This window comes from Mangrovibacterium diazotrophicum, assembly GCF_003610535.1.
Taxonomy (GTDB): domain Bacteria; phylum Bacteroidota; class Bacteroidia; order Bacteroidales; family Prolixibacteraceae; genus Mangrovibacterium; species Mangrovibacterium diazotrophicum.
Map to the genome: position 1 here is coordinate 71,628 of NZ_RAPN01000003.1, position 20,254 is coordinate 91,881.

Below are 20,254 nucleotides of genomic sequence, written 5' to 3' on the forward strand. Positions count from 1 at the left end.
GTACCCTCGAAAAGGAATTCAGAAAATGAACACGAACCAACTTTCGTTGCTGGAATTGAACCAGCTGGTAAAAGATACGCTCGATGATGCTTTCCCCTCATTGATTTGGGTGAAGGCGGAGATCAGCGAAATCACAATCAACAGAACAGGACATTGTTACCTTGAGCTGGTGGACATTGATCCGCAGAGCAAAGAGGTTCTAGCGCGCGCCCGGGCGACTATTTGGTCGTACAGTTTTCGAATGTTGAAGCCTTATTTTGAAACGACTACCGGACAGGCTTTCACGCAAGGGATTAAGATTTTGGTGAGCGCGAAAATTGAGTTTCACCCGGTTTACGGCATGAGCCTGAATATTCGCGACATTGACCCAAGTTACACGATGGGGGATATGGCGCGCAAACGCCGCGAGATCATTCTGCAGTTGAAGGAAGATGGTGTTTTCGATATGAACCGCGAGCTGGAATTGCCAATTGTTCCGCAACGTGTGGCGGTGATTTCGTCGCCAACAGCAGCGGGTTTGCAGGATTTCATGGATCAGCTGGCAAACAACCCCAGGGGTATTCGGTTTTATACCAAACTTTTCCCTGCTGTTATGCAGGGAACGGAGACTGGCGACTCCGTGATAAATGCCTTGGAGCAAGTGTTTCAATACGAAGATTTTTTCGATGTGGTTTGTATTATTCGGGGTGGAGGTGCGCAGCTCGATTTGGCGAGTTTCGATAACTACGAACTGGCTTACCATGTGTCGCAGTTCCCGATTCCCGTCATCACAGGTATTGGGCACGACAAGGATGAAACGGTCATCGATTTGGTGGCACACACGAAGATGAAAACACCAACTGCGGTAGCTGAATTCCTGATTAACGGTGCAGAAAATTTCGAGCAGCTTTTGCTTGATTTGGAAAGCAGGTTTCTGGATCTGGTACAGGAACGACTGACAGAAGAACAGAATTTTCTGGAACAGGCCGTGTTGCAACTCAAGCAGGGCGTTCGGCAGTTGGTTACAGAGGAGCATCACCGTTTCAAAATAAGCACGCTGAAACTGCAGAACAGCGTTCCTCAATTTTTGCGGAAACAGAAAGACCAGTTTCGACAATATTCGCAGCAACTAGCGGTTGACGGGCGAGCCTTGCTGAAAGACGAGTTGAACGGGCTGAAGCACAAAATCGGTTCGATGGAATATCTGAGCCAGCGAATGATGCGCGCCGAGCAAAACAAGCTCGCAGAGACGAAACACGTTCTCAAGATCCGAATGACAGACGGATTTCGTTTGCAGCGGAGCAAACTCGAGGCTTTTGAAGTGAAAAAACGTCTGGTTGATCCGGTTCGTGTGTTGCAACGCGGGTACAGTCTTGCCTACAAAGACGGGAAAATTATTAAATCGGTGGCAGATTTAAAGGATGGCGACGAACTGCAAACGCGTTTGGCCGATGGTACAGTAACAAGTAAAATCATAAAAAAATAATAGCTATGGCACCAAAGAAATTAAGTTATAAAGAAGCCGTTGAGGAAATTGACGAGATTTTGGAAAAAATTGAAAATGAGGAGCTCGACGTGGATGAACTTTCAGAGAAAGTGAAACGCGTTTCTACCCTGATCAAATTTTGCAAGGAAAAGCTGCACACCACGCAAACCGAGGTGGAGAATATTTTGAAAGATATGGAAGAGTAGTTCAGAAAATAAAGTCATGATTACAAAAATAGATGAGAAAACGGCGCTGGTATTAATTGATCTGCAAAAAGGAATTGCAAAAGACACGGTTCATCCGGTGGCTGATGTGATCCGGAATGCGGTCAAACTGATCGATGCTTTTCGGAAGCGCAGTTTGCCGGTTGTGCTGGTGACCGTCAACCCGTCGGGCGCACGATTTTTGAAATGCCGGATCGAAGGCGGTAAAAGTATCAGTCCAACCGGAGAAATGGCGCTGCCTGAGGATTTCGCTGATTTGGTTCCTGAAATCGAACCTTTGGCGAGCGATATTCAAATTCGCAAACGCACCTGGAATGCATTTTTTGAAACGGATTTGCACGAACAGTTGCAGAAGCATGGTGTAACAGGAATTGTGCTAGGCGGAATTTCAACGAGCATTGGGGTTGAAGGGACGGCTCGGGCAGCGAGTGAATTTGGCTACAACCAAACTTTTGTGGTGGATGCGATGAGCGATAAAATTCTGGAAGCTCACGATTGCACTGTCAACTATATTTTTCCGCGGCTTGGAGAGTTGGGGACGACAGCCGAAGTCATTCAGCATTTGGAGTTGTAAAAAGAAAGCCGCTGAATACTAATTTTCAGGCTCAAAACGGGTTGCAGAAGAAGACCACGTTATTTTTACAAAAAATAGATTACCTTTGCACCCTCAATTCTTTAGGCATAGGTGGCAAGGGGGCTATTGCGAAGTAAAATTTTTGTCATCAGTGCTGTTGGGAGAGAAAGTGCGGATCGCACTTCAACTTATTAAAAACAGAAAGATGACATTTGAAGAAACGGGTTTGAAGCCCGAATTGCTGAGCGCCATTTCAGAAATGGGCTTTCAGCAGCCTACACCTATCCAGGAAAAAACGATTCCTCACCTCTTAGAAAACGACAACGACCTGGTTGCTTTAGCGCAAACCGGTACCGGAAAAACTGCAGCATTTGGCTTGCCTTTGTTGCACAATGTTGATCTAAGCAATAGTTCTGTACAAGCTTTGGTTTTGTGCCCAACTCGTGAGTTGTGTTTGCAAATCTCACGCGATTTGGAAAGCTTTTCAAAGTATATGAAAGGTTTCACCAATATCGCGGTTTACGGTGGTGCCGATATTGGTAAACAAATTCGTGAACTGCGTCGTGGTGGGCAGATTGTTGTCGGTACTCCGGGACGTGTGCACGATTTGATTCGTCGTAACGTGCTTGACGTGAGTGCTATTCGTTGGTTGGTTTTGGACGAAGCTGACGAAATGCTGACCATGGGTTTTAAGGAGGAAATGGATGCGATTTTGGCCAATACACCAGCTATTAAGCAAACACTTCTGTTCTCGGCAACCATGCCTGCAGAGATCGCCGAAATGTCGGGTAAATACCTGCACAATCCGGAGGAACTTTCAGTTGGCCGCCGTAACCAGGGATCGGACAATGTGGAGCACCACTACTATGTGGTTCATGCTAAAGACAAGTATGCAACGCTGAAGCGTATTGCAGATAATTACCCGAACTGTTATGCGATTGTGTTCTGTCGCACGCGGATGGAAACCCGCGAGGTGGCTGAGAAATTTATGGCTGATGGTTACAATGCGGATGCGCTGCACGGCGATTTGTCGCAGGCTCAGCGTGACCAGGTGATGGCTCGTTTCCGCAGTAAAAACTTGCAGATGTTGGTTGCAACCGACGTTGCTGCCCGTGGTTTGGATGTGAACGAGTTGACTCACGTAATTAACTACAGTTTGCCGGATGATCCGGAGGTTTACATTCACCGTAGTGGCCGTACCGGTCGTGCCGGAAAGAAAGGTATCTCGGTTTCTATTTTGCACATGCGCGAAACCGGCAAGATGCGCCAGATCGAAAACGTTTCAAACAAGCGTTTTCAGCGTAAACAGGTGCCGGGAGGTGAAGAAATCTGCGAAGTGCAATTGATGCACCTGATTGATAAAGTGGTGGCAGTTGAGGTTGATGACAACCGCATTGATCCGTATTTGGAGGCAATTAAAGATAAATTCGAAGGTTTGAACAGCGACGAAATCCTGAAACGTTTCGTCTCGGTTGAATTTAACCGATTCCTGGAATATTACCGCGATGCGCCGGATTTGAATATCAAAGAACGGGAAACGCACGGTCGCGAGTCCAGAGTGGGACGTAGCGGCGATCGCGTTAAGTTTTCTCGCATGTTCATCAACGCCGGTAAAAAGCAAAATTTGAATGCTTCTCGTTTGTTGGGAATGATCAATGATAGTCTTCGCAAAAAGAACATTGAAATCGGTAAGATTGACATTCAGCGGAAGTTCTCATTCTTCGAAATCGACAGCCGTTTTGAAGGCGAGTTGGTAAAAGCAATGAGCCGCGTTTCGCTGGACGGTCAAAGTGTAAAAGTTGACCGCGTAACAGGTGAAGGCCCGGCTGGTTTCGACCGTTCAAGAGGCCGCAAACGCGACTTCTCGGGAAGTAACAACAATAACTTCAACCGTAAAAGACAACGATAGTCTGATTGCAACGATAAATCAACGGTCATTTTTGGGTAGCTCCCTGAAATGACCGTTTTTCTTTTGCCAAAAAAAAGAGGACTGCCATTTTACGGACAGTCCCCAAACAAAAACTAAAAATTGAAATTTTCGAATTAATGTACTTCATGCAGAAGTTGTTCTGCTCGCTCTAATATCTGTGTGTCGTCTAATAAAACGATTCCTCCATTAGGCCCTGGTTCGACATGTATTCCAACGGATCGTCCCCGATCGTAGTTCGCACCTCCAAAATAATTCCTGACGGTTTCTACTTCAATGTGAAATTCACTCGCGATTTGGTGAATTGCTCCGTCAGGCAAACTGTCTTTGATTTTACGAAGCTCGTTGAAAGTGATTTTTCTCTCCATGGCGGTAAAATTTTATGGTTTGAAATTCATGTTAACTCCTATAAAGTTAGAATTAATAATTTAATAATGTGTTTAAAATAAAGGGCGAGCAGTTGACCAAAAATCAGGATTTAGAAAATAAAATTCACTGTAACCTTTTTGAAAGCTTGAAATGCTTGATGGATGGGGTTTTTGAGACGGCGATGCTAATGAGGGCAGGGCAAAATGTTAGAAAACATTTTAACAACTTTTAACGACGATATTGAGCGCTGTTCAGAAGCATTAACAAAGTGAAAAACAAGGTAGATAGGAGTCGATTAAAGAAGAGAAGGAGAGAGGGCTGTGGAACTCACAGACCGCGGAAAAGCGCGTCGTAAATTGTCTGGTGCATTGCCGGGCGAATATTGAGGCGGCTCAGTTTATTGTTATTGCGGGTTGGGTAAACGCGGTTAGAGAGAAAGATAAAGAGGATATTGTATTTCGGATCCATCCAAACAAAAGTGCCGGTAAAGCCGGTGTGCCCAAAACTTTCGGGACTGGCACTTACTGCAGGGAAGGCGTTTTCAAGCGTGTTTTTGTAATTGTCGATGTAGGGTTTGTCGAAAGCCAGTCCGCGACGATTTTCGTTTCTGGGGTATTGTACCCGGGTAAATTCCGCCATGCTTGTCGAGTCCAGGTAAGTGACTCCGCCGTAATGCCCAAACTGAAGGTACATTTGCATCAGTTTTGCCAGGTCGTTAGCGCTACTGAAAATTCCGGCGTTTCCCGAAACTCCCCCTAACATACTGGCACCCTCATCGTGGACGTAGCCACGCAGCAACTCGTGGCGGAAATTGTCGTCCTGCTCAGTCGGTACAATTCGTCGCTCCGGAAAGTGTTTGTAGGCGTTGTAAGTGATTGTTGTTGCTCCCAGCGGTTGGTAGAAATTTTCAGCCAGATATTGCTCGTAATTCTCACCGCTCAGCTCCTCGATGATTTTCGGAAAGATCATGAAGCCCAGATCGGAATAGGTGTATTTGGTACGTGTCAACAACTGTGAGTCTTTGATCTCATCGTACATGTGATTGATGTTGTTGTGATCCATGTACAAGTGGGAGCTCACCCGGATGTTGAACTCCTGATCGGGTGTTTCGCGAAAAACGGCGGATCTCAGGTTGCCGTTCTTGTTTAGCTCGTTTTGCCAAAAAGGAATCCACGGTTTTAGACGGGCCTGGTGTGCCAGGATTTGGCGGGAGGTCATCTTCTCTTTGTCGGTTCCGCGGAAGGCCGGCCAGTAAAAAGAGAAGGGCATATCGAGTTTGAATTTGCGTTCGTCGTATAGTCTGATCAGTGCCGGCAGCGCTCCTGTGACCTTCGTCACCGAAGCGATGTCGTACAAGTCGTCCTCGAGAACCGGTTCCTGCTTGTCGTAGGTATGGTAGCCGTAGCTTTTACTCAGAATAACTTTACCGTCGATGGCGATCAAAACCTGGCATCCGGGATAGGCTTTGTCATTGATTCCCAGCATGGCGATGCTGTCAATTCGCCGTTCCAGGTAACTTGAAGATACTTTTACTTCTTCGGGGATGGTGTATTTCAGCCGATCAACTTTCTGGATGCTGATGCCGTCGTTTAGTCGGAAATAAGCATTGACATTTACTGGTAGCCTGCCATCTACGGCGATGGAGCCGTAAATTGCCTGAGCAGACAGTTCCTCAGTAATAGTATTCTCCTGGTAGCTCAGAATCAAACCGTTCGCCGTTTCGATACCATCAATTTTATCCAAGGCATAAGCATTGCCAAAAACAGAAACGATTTTCGTTTTGTCGCGCAGTTGTTTGATCAAATAGCTCATACCCGGTGTGGTGCCGTAGTTCCGGGTTGGCGATAGATTGAGGTTGTGAATCCCGATAATCACCATGTTGTAGGGGGCTAGTTGACGCACTAGTTCGTCGATCTCAGCATTTGTTGCCTCCTTTTTGATGTTGAACCCATCAATTCTTTGATAGCGGGAGGCCATTTTCTGGAATGCTGTTTCCGTGGTTCTACCAAAGGATATCACGGCCGTGCGGAGTGTATCCAGCCTTTGGAGCGGCATCAGGTTATCCCGGTTAATCAGAGCGGTAATTGATTTTTCGTGAAGCAGGCGTTGCGTCAGTTTGTAGGTCGGTTTATTCAGATCTTGCTGCAGGTTGCTCAGGTCTACGGTTTTCAAGCTGTCTAGGCCCAACCACTTTTTCAGTGCGAGAATTTTCCGGCAATGCAGATCGATTTCTTCCATGCTGATCTCGTTTTCGCGAACTGCTTTGGTTACATCCATGACAGCTTCATCCAGATCGGGAACAATTTCCAGCATGTCGTTACCAGCTTTCAGCGCCAGAACGGCAGCCTCGCCCGGCTGGTATAGTTTTGTAACGCCGTGCATATTCATGGCGTCGGTGAAAACCATTCCGCCGAAGCCAAATTCATTAATCAATCTCTGCTGAATGATTGCGGGAGACAAGGATGCCGGCAATTTAGGATTTGGTTCCAAAGCAGGTACCTGGATGTGAGCCGTCATAACACCGCCAATTCCTTCCTGAACCATCTTTTTGAACGGGTACATTTCAACCTCATTCAACCGGGTCAGGCTGTGTTTGATAACCGGCAAGCCCAAGTGAGAATCCACGTTTGTATCGCCATGTCCCGGGAAATGTTTGGCCACTGCCAGTAAGTGCACGTCCTGCATTCCGTTGGCATATAACATTGCTTTTCGGGCAACATTCTCCGGATTTTCGCCAAAGCTTCGGTAGTTAATCACCGGGTTGTCCGGATTGTTGTTAACATCGCTTACGGGCGCAAAATTGACATGGACACCCAAGCGGCGGAATTGCTCGCCGATCTCGCGTCCCATCTCATAAATCAAACTATCCTCCTGGATGGCCCCCAGAGCCATTTGCACCGGGTAGCGGGGAGTGTCCTTCAGCCGAAAAGCCGGACCCCATTCACCGTCAATGGCAATCAGAAGTGGAATTTTACTGGCTTCCTGAAACTGGTTTGTCAGTTCGGCTTGCCGCGGAGCAGTGCCCTGCATAAAAATAATCCCGCCCACCTGGTTATTCCGAATGTCGGCTAGTACTGACTCCGGACTTTTGTCTTCGGTACTGTAAGCCTGCACAATGAATAATTGACCGATTTTTTGATCCAGACTCATTTGATTGAGCAAGCTGTCGACCCACGGATCGTGCAGATGATCTAAAAAATCAGGTTTTTTCTGGGCTTTGGATATTGAGGTTGAGAGGCAAAAGGTCACTATTAGAAATAGCGCCACGTTGAGGTATTTCATAGTTCTCTGTTTTCAATGTCAAATTTAATAAAGATTAATTGAAAGCTGAAAATCTGATAGATTAAAGCTGATTGATTACATTCGTAAAAACAAACGATTTAGGATGAAGTTGCTCGTATTAACAGTTTTATTTTGGGCTGCCTCTTTTGCGGTTGAGGCGCAGGAAATTACTTGTGGCGCCGATCAGCCGGCGGCGTATGTAAACTTGCTGGATGGCAAGCATGTGGGATTGGTTGTTAACCAAAGTTCGACCGTTGGCGGCGAACACTTGCTCGATTTTTTGTTGAGTAAAAGTGTAGCTGTTGAGAAGGTTTTTTGTCCCGAGCATGGTTTCCGGGGAGACGCTGATGCCGGTGAAGAGATTGGCGACCAGAAGGACAAGAAAACCGGGCTTCCAATTATTTCGTTGTATGGTAAAAACAAGAAGCCATCGGCGACTCAATTGCAGGGAATTGATGTGCTTGTCTTTGATATTCAGGATGTCGGCGTTCGTTTTTACACTTACATTAGTACCTTGCATTATGTGATGGAGGCCTGCGCGGAGCAAAATATTCCCCTGATCGTTTTAGACCGGCCAAACCCGAATGGCGATTATGTTGCCGGGCCAATTTTGAAGCCTGAGTTTAAATCGTTTGTTGGCATGCATCCCATTCCGGTGGTACACGGTTGCACCATTGGCGAGCTTGCACATATGATCAACGGCGAGAAGTGGCTCGAAAATGGTGTTCAATGCGATTTGACCGTGATCCCCGTAAAACACTATACACACCAAATGGCTTATTCATTGCCGATAAAACCTTCTCCGAATTTGCCAAACGATTTGTCTATCCGGCTTTATCCGTCGCTTTGTTTTTTCGAGGCAACCAATATGAGCATTGGCCGCGGTACCTATTTCCCGTTCCAGGTGATTGGTTATCCCGACCCGACCATGGGCGAGTTTCAGTTTACACCGGAGAGCATTGTCGGAATGGCTAAGAGCCCGAAGCAGGAGGGAAAAGTTTGTTACGGCGAAGATTTGAGAGATGAAGGGCCAGCGCATCAATTTACACTCGAATATTTTCTAAAATATTACCACTGCTTTCAACAGGAGTCGGATTTTCTGAGTTCAGCTCGCTGGTTTAATTTGCTGGCAGGTACCGATGAGGTTTTAAAGCTCATCCGCGAAGGGGCTGATTGGTCACAAATTGAAGCTTCGTGGAGTGATGAACTGGCAGCCTACAAGGCGATGCGAAAGAAATATTTACTTTATCCGGATACCGAGGAGTAGGGTCGGAAATGGTTTAGCTGGATTGATAGTATTAAGTCAAAGTGAACAGATTTTCAGGAATTTTTGCCATTAAACAAAAATGTTAAAAATTGTGAAAATCATTTTGTACTTTAGCATACTAGCGGCAGGGAAAATCTCGTTAAACCTAAAACAACTCTTTGAGAAAAGTTACCTACATATGCCTTGTTATCTTATCGTTGGTGTATTTTGTTTCCTGCGAAGATGAGAAGTATCTGACCGCTACGGATGCCAAATTGAGCTTTTCTGTCGACTCGGTTGTTTTCGATACCATTTTTACAAGTGTAGGTTCTACCACGCAACATCTCAAAGTTTACAATCCTTACGATCAGGCGGTGCTGATTTCCAGTGTTCGGTTGTCCGGTAACGGTGAATCACAATTTCGGCTGAACATCAATGGTATTCCACAGGACGAACTGTTTGATGTGGAAGTTCCTGCCAAAGACAGCATTTACATTTTTGTTGAAGTGACGATCGACCCGTTGGGAGAGGATCAACCCATTATTGTGAAAGACTCGATTGAGTTTATTACCAACACCAACTTGCAGTATGTGAATTTGGTAGCCTGGGGGCAGGATATTGAGCTGGTTACGGGTTCAATCAGTGAGTCAACGGAGTGGACCGCCGAAAAACCTTACGTTGTTTATGAAAATACACGCGTTGAAAAGGGCGTGACGCTGACGGTCGATCCTGGAGCACGGGTTTATTTCCATCGGGGTACGGGTTTGTACGTCAAAGGTAAATTACTTGTAAACGGAACGCTGGAGGAGCCGGTTGTCTTCCAGGCTGATCGTTTGGAAGACGTATACGAAGATGTGCCTGATCAGTGGAACGGTATTTTTTTGTACTCCGGGAGTCATGACAATATGCTGAGCTATGCTGAGATCAAAAATGCAAATATCGGGCTGCAGGTTGGAAATATTGAAAATGAAGGCTATGCTTCTGTTGCTATTCAGAATTGCAAAATTTACAATCACGCTTACGCCGGTATTTTCGCACTGAAGTCGAAGATTGCAGCCTACAATACAGTCATCTACAACTGTGGTTATTACGCAACTGCCTTGTTGATTGGCGGCGAATACGAATTTTATCACACCACGATCGCCAATTATTGGGGCGGCTACAGTTCCCGTACGCGAACTACTTCATCGTTGATGATTTCGGATCATGTGGTCGTGGAGCAGGCAAACGGCAACAGTGTTACTTATTCGGGCGATCTGACGAAAGCTTATTTTGCGAATAGTATTGTTACCGGAAATATTATCACCGGCAACGAGCTGGAGTTGGCGCGCCTGGGCGATCCCGAGTTTAATTACCGGTTTGACAACTGTTTGCTGCAATTGGCAGATACTTTCAATGTTGAGAATCCGAAATACTACCGAAATATCCTCAAAAATGCTCAGCCCAAGTTTGTTGATCCATATGTGAAGATGAACTTCGAACTGGATACTCTAAGTGCTGCCAAAGACGCCGGTTTGGATGAAATTGGCCGGCTGTTCCCGTATGATCTTTTGAATCAAAACCGAACCTTGGATGAAGGTCCTGACCTTGGTGCTTACGAGCGTGTTGAAGAAGCAGCGAACTAGATTTTTTATTGGTTTTGTTTTGCTGTTCTTTTTTTTCGCGAGAATGAATGCGCAACCGACTTCCCACAGTGAGTTAGCAATCATGTTTTACAATGTGGAGAATCTTTTCGATGTGGAAGACGATCCCCAAAAGCAAGACGACGAGTTTTGTGCCGATGGACTTCGGAATTGGAATTATTTCCGGTTAAAGGACAAGCTAAACAAAATCTCAAAGGTGATTTTGGCTGCGAATGGATTTGATCCACCGGCTGTGATTGGTTTGTGTGAAGTTGAAAACAGGGCCGTGTTGGAGAGTCTGATTGAACATACTCCACTAAAAAATTACGGCTATAAAATCATTCACAAAGATTCTCCGGACGAACGGGGAATCGATGTCGCCATACTTTTTCGTCCGGATAAGGTCACGCCGATAATGTATTCTTATCACCCTTTGGCAACTGAGAGCTCAGATACGCTGAGTTCGCGGGAAATACTCGAAGCAACTTTCGCGGTTGGCCAAGATACTCTGACTGTTTTTGTCAATCACTGGCCGTCGCGTTATAGCGGGCAGGCAGAAACTGAACCCGACCGTTTGCTGGCAGCCCGGACACTTCGAAATCACATTGATGCCGTTTTCGAACAGTGTACTGACGCAAAAATTGTTGTTTTAGGAGATTTTAATGACGAGCCGGATGATGTGAGTATTCGAAAGGGATTGATGACTGTAGTATCAGATAATCCATCTAATAAAGGTGAATTGGTCAATCTTACAGCTTCCTGGAAACCGAAGGGGACACTGAAACATCAGCAAAGCTGGCAAATTTTCGACCAGGTGATTGTCTCCGATTATCTTTTGAATACCTCCGGACTGAATTGTTCGGGGGCAGATGCACGAATCGTAGATTTACCGTTTCTCTTCGAAGCCGATGAGCATTGGGGTGGTAAACGACTGTTTCGGACCTACCGCGGTTATCAGTATTCGGGAGGATTTTCGGATCACCTCCCGGTGTTGATCAAATTGTCGTATTAAATCAAGATTGAACAGGTGTCAAACCCATTTCAGAAGCGGTCTTGAGCATGAATCGATAAGCCTCGTCATGGTTATTGTGGATCTCACCTTCCAAAATAGCTTCCTTGATCGCATTTTTGATGAGTCCAACTTCGCGGCAGGGACTCAATCCGAATGTTCCCATAATCTCCTCGCCTGAAACTGGCGGCTGGAAATTACGAATATGATCGCGTTCTTCCAGGTCTTTCAGCTTCTCGCGAACCAGACGAAAGTTTTTCATGTACCGCTTAACTTTTCCCTCGTTTTTCGAAGTGATGTCCGCTTCGCAAAGCGTCATCAAATCGTCGATATCGTCGCCTGCCTCAAACAGCAATCGGCGAACAGCCGAGTCGGTCACTTCTTCCTCCGACAGTACAATCGGACGCATGTGCAATGAAACCATCTTTTGAATGTATTTCATCTTTTCATTCATCGGCAGTTTCATACGACGGAACAACTTTGGAATCATTTTTTCGCCGACGTGGTTATGAGCATGGAAGGTCCAGCCAATTCCCGGAACGAAACGTTTGGTTCGTGGTTTGGCAATGTCGTGCAACAGGGCAGACCAGCGCAACCACAAATTGTTGGTATTGGGCACAATGCGGTCGAGCACTTCCAGTGTGTGGTAAAAATTATCTTTATGAGCGATTCCCGATCGTTCTTCAACCCCCTTCATATTCGAGAGTTCAGGGAAGATCAAGGGAAGCAAGCCGGTTTTATCGAGCAGTTTGAAGCCAATGGAAGGCTTGTCTGAAAGAATAATCTTATTCAGTTCTTCAATTACCCGTTCGCCGGAAATGATAGCAATTCGCTCCCGAAAATCGGTAATCGCCTGTAGGGTGTTCTCCTCAATTTTGAAGTTCAGCTGCGTAGCGAAACGGATAGCTCGCATCATGCGAAGCGGATCATCCGAAAAGGTGATTCCGGGTTCGAGTGGTGTGCGAATGATTTTGTTTTCGAGATCTGCCACACCATTAAACGGGTCAACCAGCTCGCCGAAATTATCTTTGTTCAACCCGATAGCGAGGGCATTGATCGTAAAATCACGGCGCTTTTGATCGTCTTCCAGTGTGCCGTCTTCAACGATCGGTTTGCGCGAATCGTGCGTGTACGATTCTTTCCGGGCACCCACAAATTCAACTTCCCAGTCGGCACTTTTAATCATGGCCGTTCCAAAATTCTTGAAGACGCTCACAGGCGTTTTAGGGCCTAAACGTTTGGCCACGCGCTTTGCCAGTTCAATGCCGCTACCCAAGGTAACAACATCAATATCTTTTGAATTGCGTCTCAAAATCAGGTCTCTGACAAATCCGCCGATTACGAAGCAGGGCTGCTGTAATTGGTCTGCTTCCTCCGAAATGATTGAAAATATAGGGTGTTCTAAATGCTCTCTCATGAAAAATTACTATCCGTTTTAAACGATGTTAAAGGATAAATATGCCATTTTGTTTAAAACCGTGACAAAATTACAATTATTTCGCTGCTTCAGACCAGAAATAAAGTTTTAAATTTATTGGTATAGTAATTGATATGGAAATATCTAGAAAATTATATATTTGTATCCATTAAACACACAAGCTATGTTAGAACATTTGACTAAGGAAACATTCAAAGAAAAAGTATTCAACTTTGAACTCAATAAAGATTGGAAATATGAAGGTAACAAACCTTGCCTGATCGACTTTTACGCAGACTGGTGCGGCCCATGTAAAATGGTTGCTCCAATTCTGGAGGAGTTGCAAAGCGAGTACGGTGAAAACCTGCATATTTACAAAGTCAATACAGAAGATCAACGCGAATTGGCAGGTATGTTCGGTATTCAAAGCATCCCTTCATTGCTGTTTGTTCCGGTTGACGGACAACCGCAAATGGCCATGGGAGCTCTTCCAAAAGCTACTTTTGAACAAGCTATTTCGGAAGTACTGAAAGTCGAAAAACCTGCCTAAGCAGAAAAAATTTAGGGGGAACTGGTTTTGCTTTAAAAGTTATTCAGAATTTTTTCCATTCGGATTCCTCTGGAGCCTTTAATCAAAATCAGGTTATTTTTCATTTGTTTTTGTTGAAATAGGTAGTTTGCAAGAAGTTCGATTTTTTCGAACTTCTTCGCTTTTGTACCAGTCTCAACCTGGCAAAAGCAAGGTCCAACCAGGAAAATTTCGTTGTAGTCCTGCGCTGTAACAAAGTCCGCTATTTTTTGATGCTCTTCCTGAGCGTAATCTCCCAACTCGAGCATATCACCCAAAATAACGATTTTACTCTCGTGATTAATTTTCTCGAAGTTCTGAAGTGCTGCCAGCATGCTTGTTGGGTTGGCATTGTAGGCATCGAGAATAATTCGGTTTGTACCTTGTTGTATGTACTGCGACCGGTTGTTTGTAGGTGTGTATTTTTCGACAGCCTTCTGGATCAACAGCGGATCAATATCGAAGTGCAATCCTATGCGAGCCGCAGCCATGATATTCTCAAAATTGTACGAACCCACCAGTTGCGAGCGAAAGTACAGCCATCCTTTAGGGAACAGTATTTTGACCGTCAAAAGATACGATGAATCTTCCGGCTCGCCTTTTAGTTGAACGCCTTCTCCTTTACCGTAAGTCAGTTGTTCCAGCCCGGCACTTTGTTTCATCAGTAACTCGTTGTCGGCATTAACAAAACATTTCCCGTTGTTTTCGCGAAGAAAATCGTAAAGCTCGGTTTTCGTTTTAATCACGCCCTCAAACGAACCAAAACCTTCCAGGTGAGCTTTTCCCATGTTGGTAACCAAACCAAGGTTCGGCTCTGCTATTTTGCACAAAGCTGCAATTTCGCCGGGATGATTGGCGCCCATTTCAATCACTGCAATCTGCGTTTCTTCGGTCATTTTCAGCAAAGTCAATGGAACACCGATGTGGTTATTCAGGTTTCCTTGTGTGAAGGTGATGTTGAAGCGATTCTTCAGCACTGCAGCAATCAACTCCTTGCTGGTCGTTTTTCCGTTTGAGCCGGTGATGGCCAAAACCGGAGTGTTGAGCGTCTTTCGGTGGTAGTTTGCCAGCTGTTGCAGGCAGCGTAATACGTCGTCTACTAAAATAATTCTCGGATCAGTTGCGAACTCCGGATTGTCGATAACAGCGTAAGCGGCACCTTTCTGGAGCGAATCGGCAGCAAACTGGTTGCCGTCAAAGTTTTCTCCCTTCAAGGCAAAGAAAATGCTGTCTTCAATAATGATCCGGCTATCGGTTGATACGATTGGATGTTTTTGATAGAGTTCGTACAGTTCTGCAATATTCATAGGGCGGATATAAAAAAATAAAACCTCATTGCAAAAATGAGGTTTTATATCTGTTTTTTCAATTTTGTTTCGAATTAAAATCCTTCCGGACTTCCGACACGGGTCATTGCACAACGGAATCCCAGGTCGTTAGCAGATTCTTTTTGATCTTTGTAACGTCGTGTTCCCGGTACCATCCAGTAGGGGCGGTCTTTCCATGAACCACCTTTGTAAACGCGAATTTCGTCGGTGATTAATGATGTGAAACTTCCGTCGTTTCCATCCGATTGGATGTACATATTATCCGTATTCAGTTTGTCTTTTTCAGCGTTCCAGTCTTGTCCTTCAATGATTTGTGATTGGTAGTCACCATCTTCGAAGTTACGATAGTCGGCAACGGTGTCAACCAACAATTCACCAAATTCGTCACGCATCAGATTGCCACTGTCATCGCGGCGGTAGGTTGTATAAACGGTACCGCGGAAAGGTTGGAATTCGTTCACTTCTTCCTGAGATAGCGGGCGATATACATCAGCCACCCATTCGTTTACGTTACCTGCCATACAGTACAATCCAAAGTCGTTCGGGTTGTATGAGTTTACAGGAGCTGTAATATCAGCGTTATCGTTCAATGCACCTGCCATACCCATCATGTCACCACGTCCACGGACAAAGTTGGCATTCAAGCGGCCACGATCTCTGCGGCTGTCATCACGCAAATAGGATCCGTTCCATGGATACAATTTACGTTCAGTCAACAACTCACCGTCAGTGTTTCCGATTAAACCATAGGCTGCATATTCCCATTCTGCTTCGGTCGGCAGGCGATAGTCCGGTAAAAGAATACCGTCTTCCCAACGAATCTTACGGGCATTTCCACTGGCATCTTCAACAGGCTTGTCACCTTGAGTTCCTTCGTACATACCTGCCAAATAGGTTTCCGTTGTGAAAACGTTTTGTCCAGCTTGGCTTGCATCGTGTGCCAAAACACCACGGTTAACCAATAATTGTTCGTTCACACGGTCGGTTCTCCATTTGCAGTAAGCTGAAGCTTGTTCCCAGCTCACACCCACAACCGGGTATTTACTGTATGCCGGGTGGCGCAGGTAGTTATCCAAATAGGGTTCGTTGTAAGCCAATTCTTCTCTCCACACCAAGGTGTCGGGAAGTGCTTCCATATATTTTTCTTTGCTATCCGGGTATACCCGTTGAATCCAGAACAGGTATTCGCGATAGTCGATGTTCGCAACTTCAGTTTCATCCATATAGAAAGACGCAACCGTAACCCGGCGTGGGATGTTGTTCCAGTCGTACATCACGTCTTGTTCAACACGCCCCATTGTGAAGGTACCACCCTGGATAAATTTTAGTCCGGGACCGGCAAACTGTGCATAGTCTGCATCAGCCTGAAAACCTCCGTTATCGGGATTATTGTATTCCCATCCAGTTGAGTTCGATGCATTTTTACTGCTAAATCCACCTCCGTCTTTTTTAAACATACTGCAACTGGCAAAGAGCGCGGCTAAACCCACTAGTAATATGGCCTTAAATTTCATCTTTCTGAATTTTCAGTTTGGTATAATCTCGACAAATATAAATTAATTGTTCAAGTCGATATTGAACGGCTTTTAGAACTTTTGTCTAACGCTGGGGTGCTTATTCTTATTGTACGAATGCATATTTTTATAGAAAAATTACATTCCCCGGTCCTTTTGCAAACCAGCTGAAATAAAAATAGGGCGACTCCGTTATTAGACAGGAATTGTTAAATTGCCGCATGAGAAAAACGCACTTGCCGATTGGATTATTGTTCTTAATTGTGAATCTTTTCACATTTCACATGGCTGGGGCTGAAGGAATAAATTCTGCTGAGAATGATCTGAATCAGGCAACTTTCAAAGATCTTGTTGCATCAAACTATAAAATAAAGTCTTCTGTTGATGATTGGGCATCTACTTCTGTTTTGGCAAACGGCAACTGGGTAAAGATTCAGGCGGAAGATCGTGGTATCTACAAAATTTCCTTTTCTCAATTGCAGAATTGGGGTTTCTCCGATCCTGAGGCAGTTTGTCTTTATGGCAATGGCGGTTATATGCTTTCGAAACAGAACAGTGATCCGGTAGCCGATGATTTGATCCAAAATCCGGTTTGGTACGGAAAAGACAAAAACAGTGCTGATTGCCTGTTCTTCTATTCGTCGGGAACAGTTGAATGGACCTATTACAGTTCGGTGGATGCGTTTAAACATACCGGGAATGACTATTCGGACGTAACCTATTTTTATCTTTCGGACCAGGGAACACCACTAGTTGTGTCGGAGATTGAATCGACGACCGATGACTTCACGGACGATGCCAGCACATTCCTGGATTATCAATTGTATGAAAACGATTTGGAAAATTTGATTCAATCGGGAAGGCGTTGGTTTGGCGAGAAATTCCAGCAGGGTCAGTCGCGCGAATTCGAGTTCAGTGTAACCAACCCGGTGACCACTCAAGCTTTTTCAATATACACGGAAGCAGCGGGACGGTCTTCTCTGAGTTCAGCTTTTTCAATCTATTATAATGATGTGCTGCGGTCGACGATTAGTATTTCCTCTGTCGATACCAGCGATCCGATTACGCAGTATGCAAACGTTGGGCAGAGTCGAATGTCCATTTCAAGTCCGCAAGCTTCAAGTGTTTTGCGTTTCGACTATTCTGCTTCAAACAGTTCTGCATTGGGATGGTTGGATTATATCGAGTTGAATGCATATCGTTATTTGACAATGGATGGTTCGTCGATGAATTTCAGAGTGCCGGCGTCGGCTGGATCCGGCAAAATCACCCGGTTTAACCTGAACGGAGCGCAGACGAATCTGCAAATTTGGGATGTGTCAGATTTTTTAAATCCGCTGGCAGTAGCTTACAACCTGAATTCAAGTGTGGCGCAATTTACACTTCATACGGATGATATACGCGAGTTCGTCGCTTTTTACCCGAATGGTGAAATTCCGAGTGCGGAAAAGGTCGACGACATCGCTAACCAGGATCTTCACCAAATGGAGATCCCCGATATGATTATCATCACCCATCCCGATTTTGCGACGACAGCCGATGAATTGGCTTCGTTTCATCTAACAAAGGATAATTTGAATGTAGCGGTTGTCGAGCCGGAACAGATTTATAACGAATTCTCATGCGGCTTGCCGGATGTTTCCGGCATCCGGAACTTCCTGCGGTATTGCTATGAAAAGTCGAATGATGGCAACGGGAAACTGAAATATGTGCTATTGCTGGGCGACGGAACTTACGACAACAAAAATATTTTGGGAGAAGGACTGAATTTTATTCCGACTTACCAATCGGAGAATTCGTTGCTGCCAACAGCATCCTTTGTGACCGACGATTTCTTTGTTTTGCTCGATTCGGATGAAGGTGAATACGACGGTTTAATTGATTTGGGTATTGGCCGCATACCGGCCAAAACCACAGATGAAGCCGAAACGGTTGTCGATAAAGTGATGAATTATGTGAGTTCGGTTGCGCTGGGGGAATGGCGGAATCGGGTTTGTTTTATTGGCGACGACGAAGACTCGAATACCCATATGACTCAGGCCGACCAGTTGGCTGAGAATGTCAGCGACGACATGCCGGCTGTTGCTGTTGGTAAAATTTATTTTGATGCCTATGAGCAGGTTTCAACCCCAAGTGGCGACCAGTATCCCGATGTAACCGATGCAATTAACAGTAGCGTGAAGGACGGGGTATTGATTATGAATTACACGGGGCATGCGAACGAGACTGCTTTGGCTGGGGAGAAGGTTTTGACAGTAAGTGATATTGATGAGTGGACAAATTACAATAAGCTGCCGGTTTTTGTGACGGCCACCTGTGAGTTCAGCCGTTTTGACGGAGATGAACAGTCGGGGGGAGAACACATTCTTTTTAACGAAAATGGCGGAGGAATTGCCCTGTTTAGTTCGACCCGCGTTGTTTATTCAAATCCCAACTTTTTGCTGAACAGCAATTTTTACGAGCAGGTTTTCCAGCGCGACGAAAATGGCGATTACCTGCGCATGGGCGACGTAATGAAACGAACTAAAAATGCAACTCTGAGTGGAGTCAATAAACGAAATTTCACACTATTGGGCGACCCGGCGCTCCGCCTTTCCATCCCGCAATATAATGTGGTCACCACGACAATCAACGGAGTGGAACCCGCCGCTTTGGTTGATCCGATTGCTGCCCTATCGAAGGTAACGGTTACCGGTGAAGTCGTGGATACGGACGGTAATTTGATGAGCGATTTTAATGGCGAGCTGGTGCCGGTTGTGTACGATAAGAAAATTTCGACCGAAACACTGGGCAATGGCGGAGAAACGCCGTTTGAGTATGAAGTACAGAACAACCGGATTTACCGGGGAGTATCATCGGTGGTTGACGGCAAGTTCGAATTCTCGTTTATTGTTCCCAAAGACATTTCCTACGCAATTGGCGAGGGTAAAATATTGTACTATGCCAGCAACGATAGTATTGACGCACATGGCGCGAATAATGAACTTCTGATCGGCGGAAACTCAGAGAGCGACATTGTTGATACGGAAGGGCCTTTGGTTGAATTGTACCTGAACAACCCATCGTTTGAGTCGGGAGACCAGGTTGGGGTGAACTCAATTTTATACCTGAATTTAAGCGACGAAAGTGGTATAAATACTTTGGGAACCGGAATCGGACATGATATTACAGCGGTGCTCGATGGTGATTATTCCGACGTTATTGTGCTGAATGACTATTACCTGGCCGATTTGGATAGCTATACTTCCGGAACCATTGTTTACCCGATGAGCGGACTTTCTGTTGGCGAGCATACCTTGACGATTAAGGTGTGGGATGTTATGAATAATTCGACTGAAATAGAAATACATTTCGTTGTCAGCGAGGAATTTAAAATTGAAGATGTGATTTGCTATCCTAACCCGATGACAGATTACACGCGGTTCAAAATTATTCATAACCGCCCCGGCGAAGTATTCGATGCTAAGATTGAAGTTTTCGATTCGAAAGGAAGCCTGATCGATATGATCAAGGAGACATTGATATCAGAGGAAACAGAGACTGATCCCATTCTTTGGCAACTGAGCGATCATCAGGTTTTGGTACGCAGCGGTGCTTATTTGTATCGGGTTATTCTTTCTGCATCCGATGGTAACACCGCGACCAAATCGGGCGTAATAATTCTATTGAAAAGATAAGGGGCGAAGTCGATAATTTTTATCGATTAATT

The 20,254-nt window shown here is 45.3% G+C and carries 14 protein-coding genes; 9 read left to right on the forward strand and 5 right to left on the reverse strand.

Annotated elements, in window-relative coordinates:
- Positions 1-25 precede the first annotated feature (25 nt).
- From xseA to BC643_RS18490, 4 genes are all read left to right on the forward strand, one after another.
- Positions 26-1,465: an exodeoxyribonuclease VII large subunit gene (gene xseA / locus BC643_RS18475; RefSeq protein ID WP_120274764.1), complete on the forward strand. Its 1,440-nt coding sequence runs from the start codon at positions 26-28 to the stop codon at positions 1,463-1,465.
- Between the two features lie 5 nt (positions 1,466-1,470).
- Positions 1,471-1,671 (forward strand): exodeoxyribonuclease VII small subunit, encoded by a 201-nt coding sequence (xseB, locus tag BC643_RS18480; RefSeq protein ID WP_120274765.1) that lies wholly within the window; start codon positions 1,471-1,473, stop codon positions 1,669-1,671.
- Between the two features lie 16 nt (positions 1,672-1,687).
- On the forward strand, positions 1,688-2,263 hold the full coding sequence (locus tag BC643_RS18485; protein WP_120274766.1) for an isochorismatase family protein: 576 nt from the start codon (positions 1,688-1,690) through the stop codon (positions 2,261-2,263).
- A gap of 205 nt (positions 2,264-2,468) precedes the next feature.
- Positions 2,469-4,172: a DEAD/DEAH box helicase gene (locus BC643_RS18490; RefSeq protein WP_120274995.1), complete on the forward strand. Its 1,704-nt coding sequence runs from the start codon at positions 2,469-2,471 to the stop codon at positions 4,170-4,172.
- 134 nt (positions 4,173-4,306) lie between these two features.
- Here the strand turns inward: BC643_RS18490 and BC643_RS18495 are convergent, their stop codons facing one another.
- Together BC643_RS18495 and BC643_RS18500 are read right to left on the reverse strand one after the other, a co-directional pair.
- Complete coding sequence (locus tag BC643_RS18495; protein WP_120274767.1) at positions 4,307-4,558, reverse strand: DNA-binding protein; 252 nt, start codon at positions 4,556-4,558, stop codon at positions 4,307-4,309.
- 328 nt (positions 4,559-4,886) lie between these two features.
- Positions 4,887-7,841, reverse strand: a complete 2,955-nt coding sequence (locus BC643_RS18500) for a glycoside hydrolase family 3 N-terminal domain-containing protein (protein WP_120274768.1) — start codon at positions 7,839-7,841, stop codon at positions 4,887-4,889.
- 103 nt (positions 7,842-7,944) lie between these two features.
- On the opposite strand from BC643_RS18500, the gene BC643_RS18505 reads away from it, so the two are divergent.
- The 3 genes from BC643_RS18505 to BC643_RS18515 all read left to right on the forward strand — a co-directional run bounded on the left by BC643_RS18505 (position 7,945) and on the right by BC643_RS18515 (position 11,721).
- Complete coding sequence (locus tag BC643_RS18505) at positions 7,945-9,108, forward strand: exo-beta-N-acetylmuramidase NamZ family protein (RefSeq protein ID WP_120274769.1); 1,164 nt, start codon at positions 7,945-7,947, stop codon at positions 9,106-9,108.
- Positions 9,109-9,266: 158 nt separating this feature from the next.
- On the forward strand, positions 9,267-10,712 hold the full coding sequence (locus BC643_RS18510; RefSeq protein ID WP_147377271.1) for a hypothetical protein: 1,446 nt from the start codon (positions 9,267-9,269) through the stop codon (positions 10,710-10,712).
- On the forward strand, positions 10,660-11,721 hold the full coding sequence (locus BC643_RS18515; protein ID WP_147377272.1) for an endonuclease/exonuclease/phosphatase family protein: 1,062 nt from the start codon (positions 10,660-10,662) through the stop codon (positions 11,719-11,721). The genes BC643_RS18510 and BC643_RS18515 overlap by 53 nt, the downstream gene beginning before the upstream one ends.
- A gap of 1 nt (position 11,722) precedes the next feature.
- Here the strand turns inward: BC643_RS18515 and BC643_RS18520 are convergent, their stop codons facing one another.
- Positions 11,723-13,135 carry a CCA tRNA nucleotidyltransferase gene (locus BC643_RS18520; RefSeq protein WP_120274772.1) on the reverse strand — a complete coding sequence of 471 codons (1,413 nt, stop codon included), beginning with the start codon at positions 13,133-13,135 and terminating at the stop codon, positions 11,723-11,725.
- A gap of 184 nt (positions 13,136-13,319) precedes the next feature.
- Here BC643_RS18520 and trxA point away from each other — a divergent pair, with 184 nt between their 5' ends.
- Entirely contained in the window at positions 13,320-13,685 is a 366-nt protein-coding gene (gene trxA, locus BC643_RS18525) for a thioredoxin (RefSeq protein WP_120274773.1), read from the forward strand.
- Between the two features lie 32 nt (positions 13,686-13,717).
- Here trxA and BC643_RS18530 read toward each other — a convergent pair whose 3' ends face one another.
- Both BC643_RS18530 and BC643_RS18535 read right to left on the reverse strand, forming a co-directional pair.
- Positions 13,718-15,010 carry a UDP-N-acetylmuramoyl-tripeptide--D-alanyl-D-alanine ligase gene (locus BC643_RS18530; protein WP_120274774.1) on the reverse strand — a complete coding sequence of 431 codons (1,293 nt, stop codon included), beginning with the start codon at positions 15,008-15,010 and terminating at the stop codon, positions 13,718-13,720.
- Positions 15,011-15,084: 74 nt separating this feature from the next.
- The gene (locus BC643_RS18535; protein ID WP_245995023.1) at positions 15,085-16,545 is read right to left on the reverse strand and encodes an SUMF1/EgtB/PvdO family nonheme iron enzyme; all 1,461 of its coding nucleotides are present in this window, start codon (positions 16,543-16,545) and stop codon (positions 15,085-15,087) included.
- Between the two features lie 221 nt (positions 16,546-16,766).
- On the opposite strand from BC643_RS18535, the gene porU reads away from it, so the two are divergent.
- Positions 16,767-20,222, forward strand: a complete 3,456-nt coding sequence (gene porU, locus BC643_RS18540; RefSeq protein WP_120274776.1) for a type IX secretion system sortase PorU — start codon at positions 16,767-16,769, stop codon at positions 20,220-20,222.
- Positions 20,223-20,254: the final 32 nt, after the last annotated feature.

Bases quoted from the DNA above. Each gene is read 5' to 3' on its own strand.
- BC643_RS18535 (WP_245995023.1), bottom strand. From the start codon at position 16,545: ATGAAATTTAAGGCCATATTACTAGTGGGTTTAGCCGCGCTCTTTGCC.
- BC643_RS18500 (WP_120274768.1), bottom strand. From the start codon at position 7,841: ATGAAATACCTCAACGTGGCGCTATTTCTAATAGTGACCTTTTGCCTC.
- BC643_RS18520 (WP_120274772.1), bottom strand. From the start codon at position 13,135: ATGAGAGAGCATTTAGAACACCCTATATTTTCAATCATTTCGGAGGAA.
- BC643_RS18485 (WP_120274766.1), top strand. From the start codon at position 1,688: ATGATTACAAAAATAGATGAGAAAACGGCGCTGGTATTAATTGATCTG.
- BC643_RS18495 (WP_120274767.1), bottom strand. From the start codon at position 4,558: ATGGAGAGAAAAATCACTTTCAACGAGCTTCGTAAAATCAAAGACAGT.
- xseB (WP_120274765.1), top strand. From the start codon at position 1,471: ATGGCACCAAAGAAATTAAGTTATAAAGAAGCCGTTGAGGAAATTGAC.
- trxA (WP_120274773.1), top strand. From the start codon at position 13,320: ATGTTAGAACATTTGACTAAGGAAACATTCAAAGAAAAAGTATTCAAC.
- BC643_RS18515 (WP_147377272.1), top strand. From the start codon at position 10,660: ATGAAGGTCCTGACCTTGGTGCTTACGAGCGTGTTGAAGAAGCAGCGA.
- xseA (WP_120274764.1), top strand. From the start codon at position 26: ATGAACACGAACCAACTTTCGTTGCTGGAATTGAACCAGCTGGTAAAA.
- BC643_RS18505 (WP_120274769.1), top strand. From the start codon at position 7,945: ATGAAGTTGCTCGTATTAACAGTTTTATTTTGGGCTGCCTCTTTTGCG.
- BC643_RS18530 (WP_120274774.1), bottom strand. From the start codon at position 15,010: ATGAATATTGCAGAACTGTACGAACTCTATCAAAAACATCCAATCGTA.
- BC643_RS18490 (WP_120274995.1), top strand. From the start codon at position 2,469: ATGACATTTGAAGAAACGGGTTTGAAGCCCGAATTGCTGAGCGCCATT.
- porU (WP_120274776.1), top strand. From the start codon at position 16,767: ATGAGAAAAACGCACTTGCCGATTGGATTATTGTTCTTAATTGTGAAT.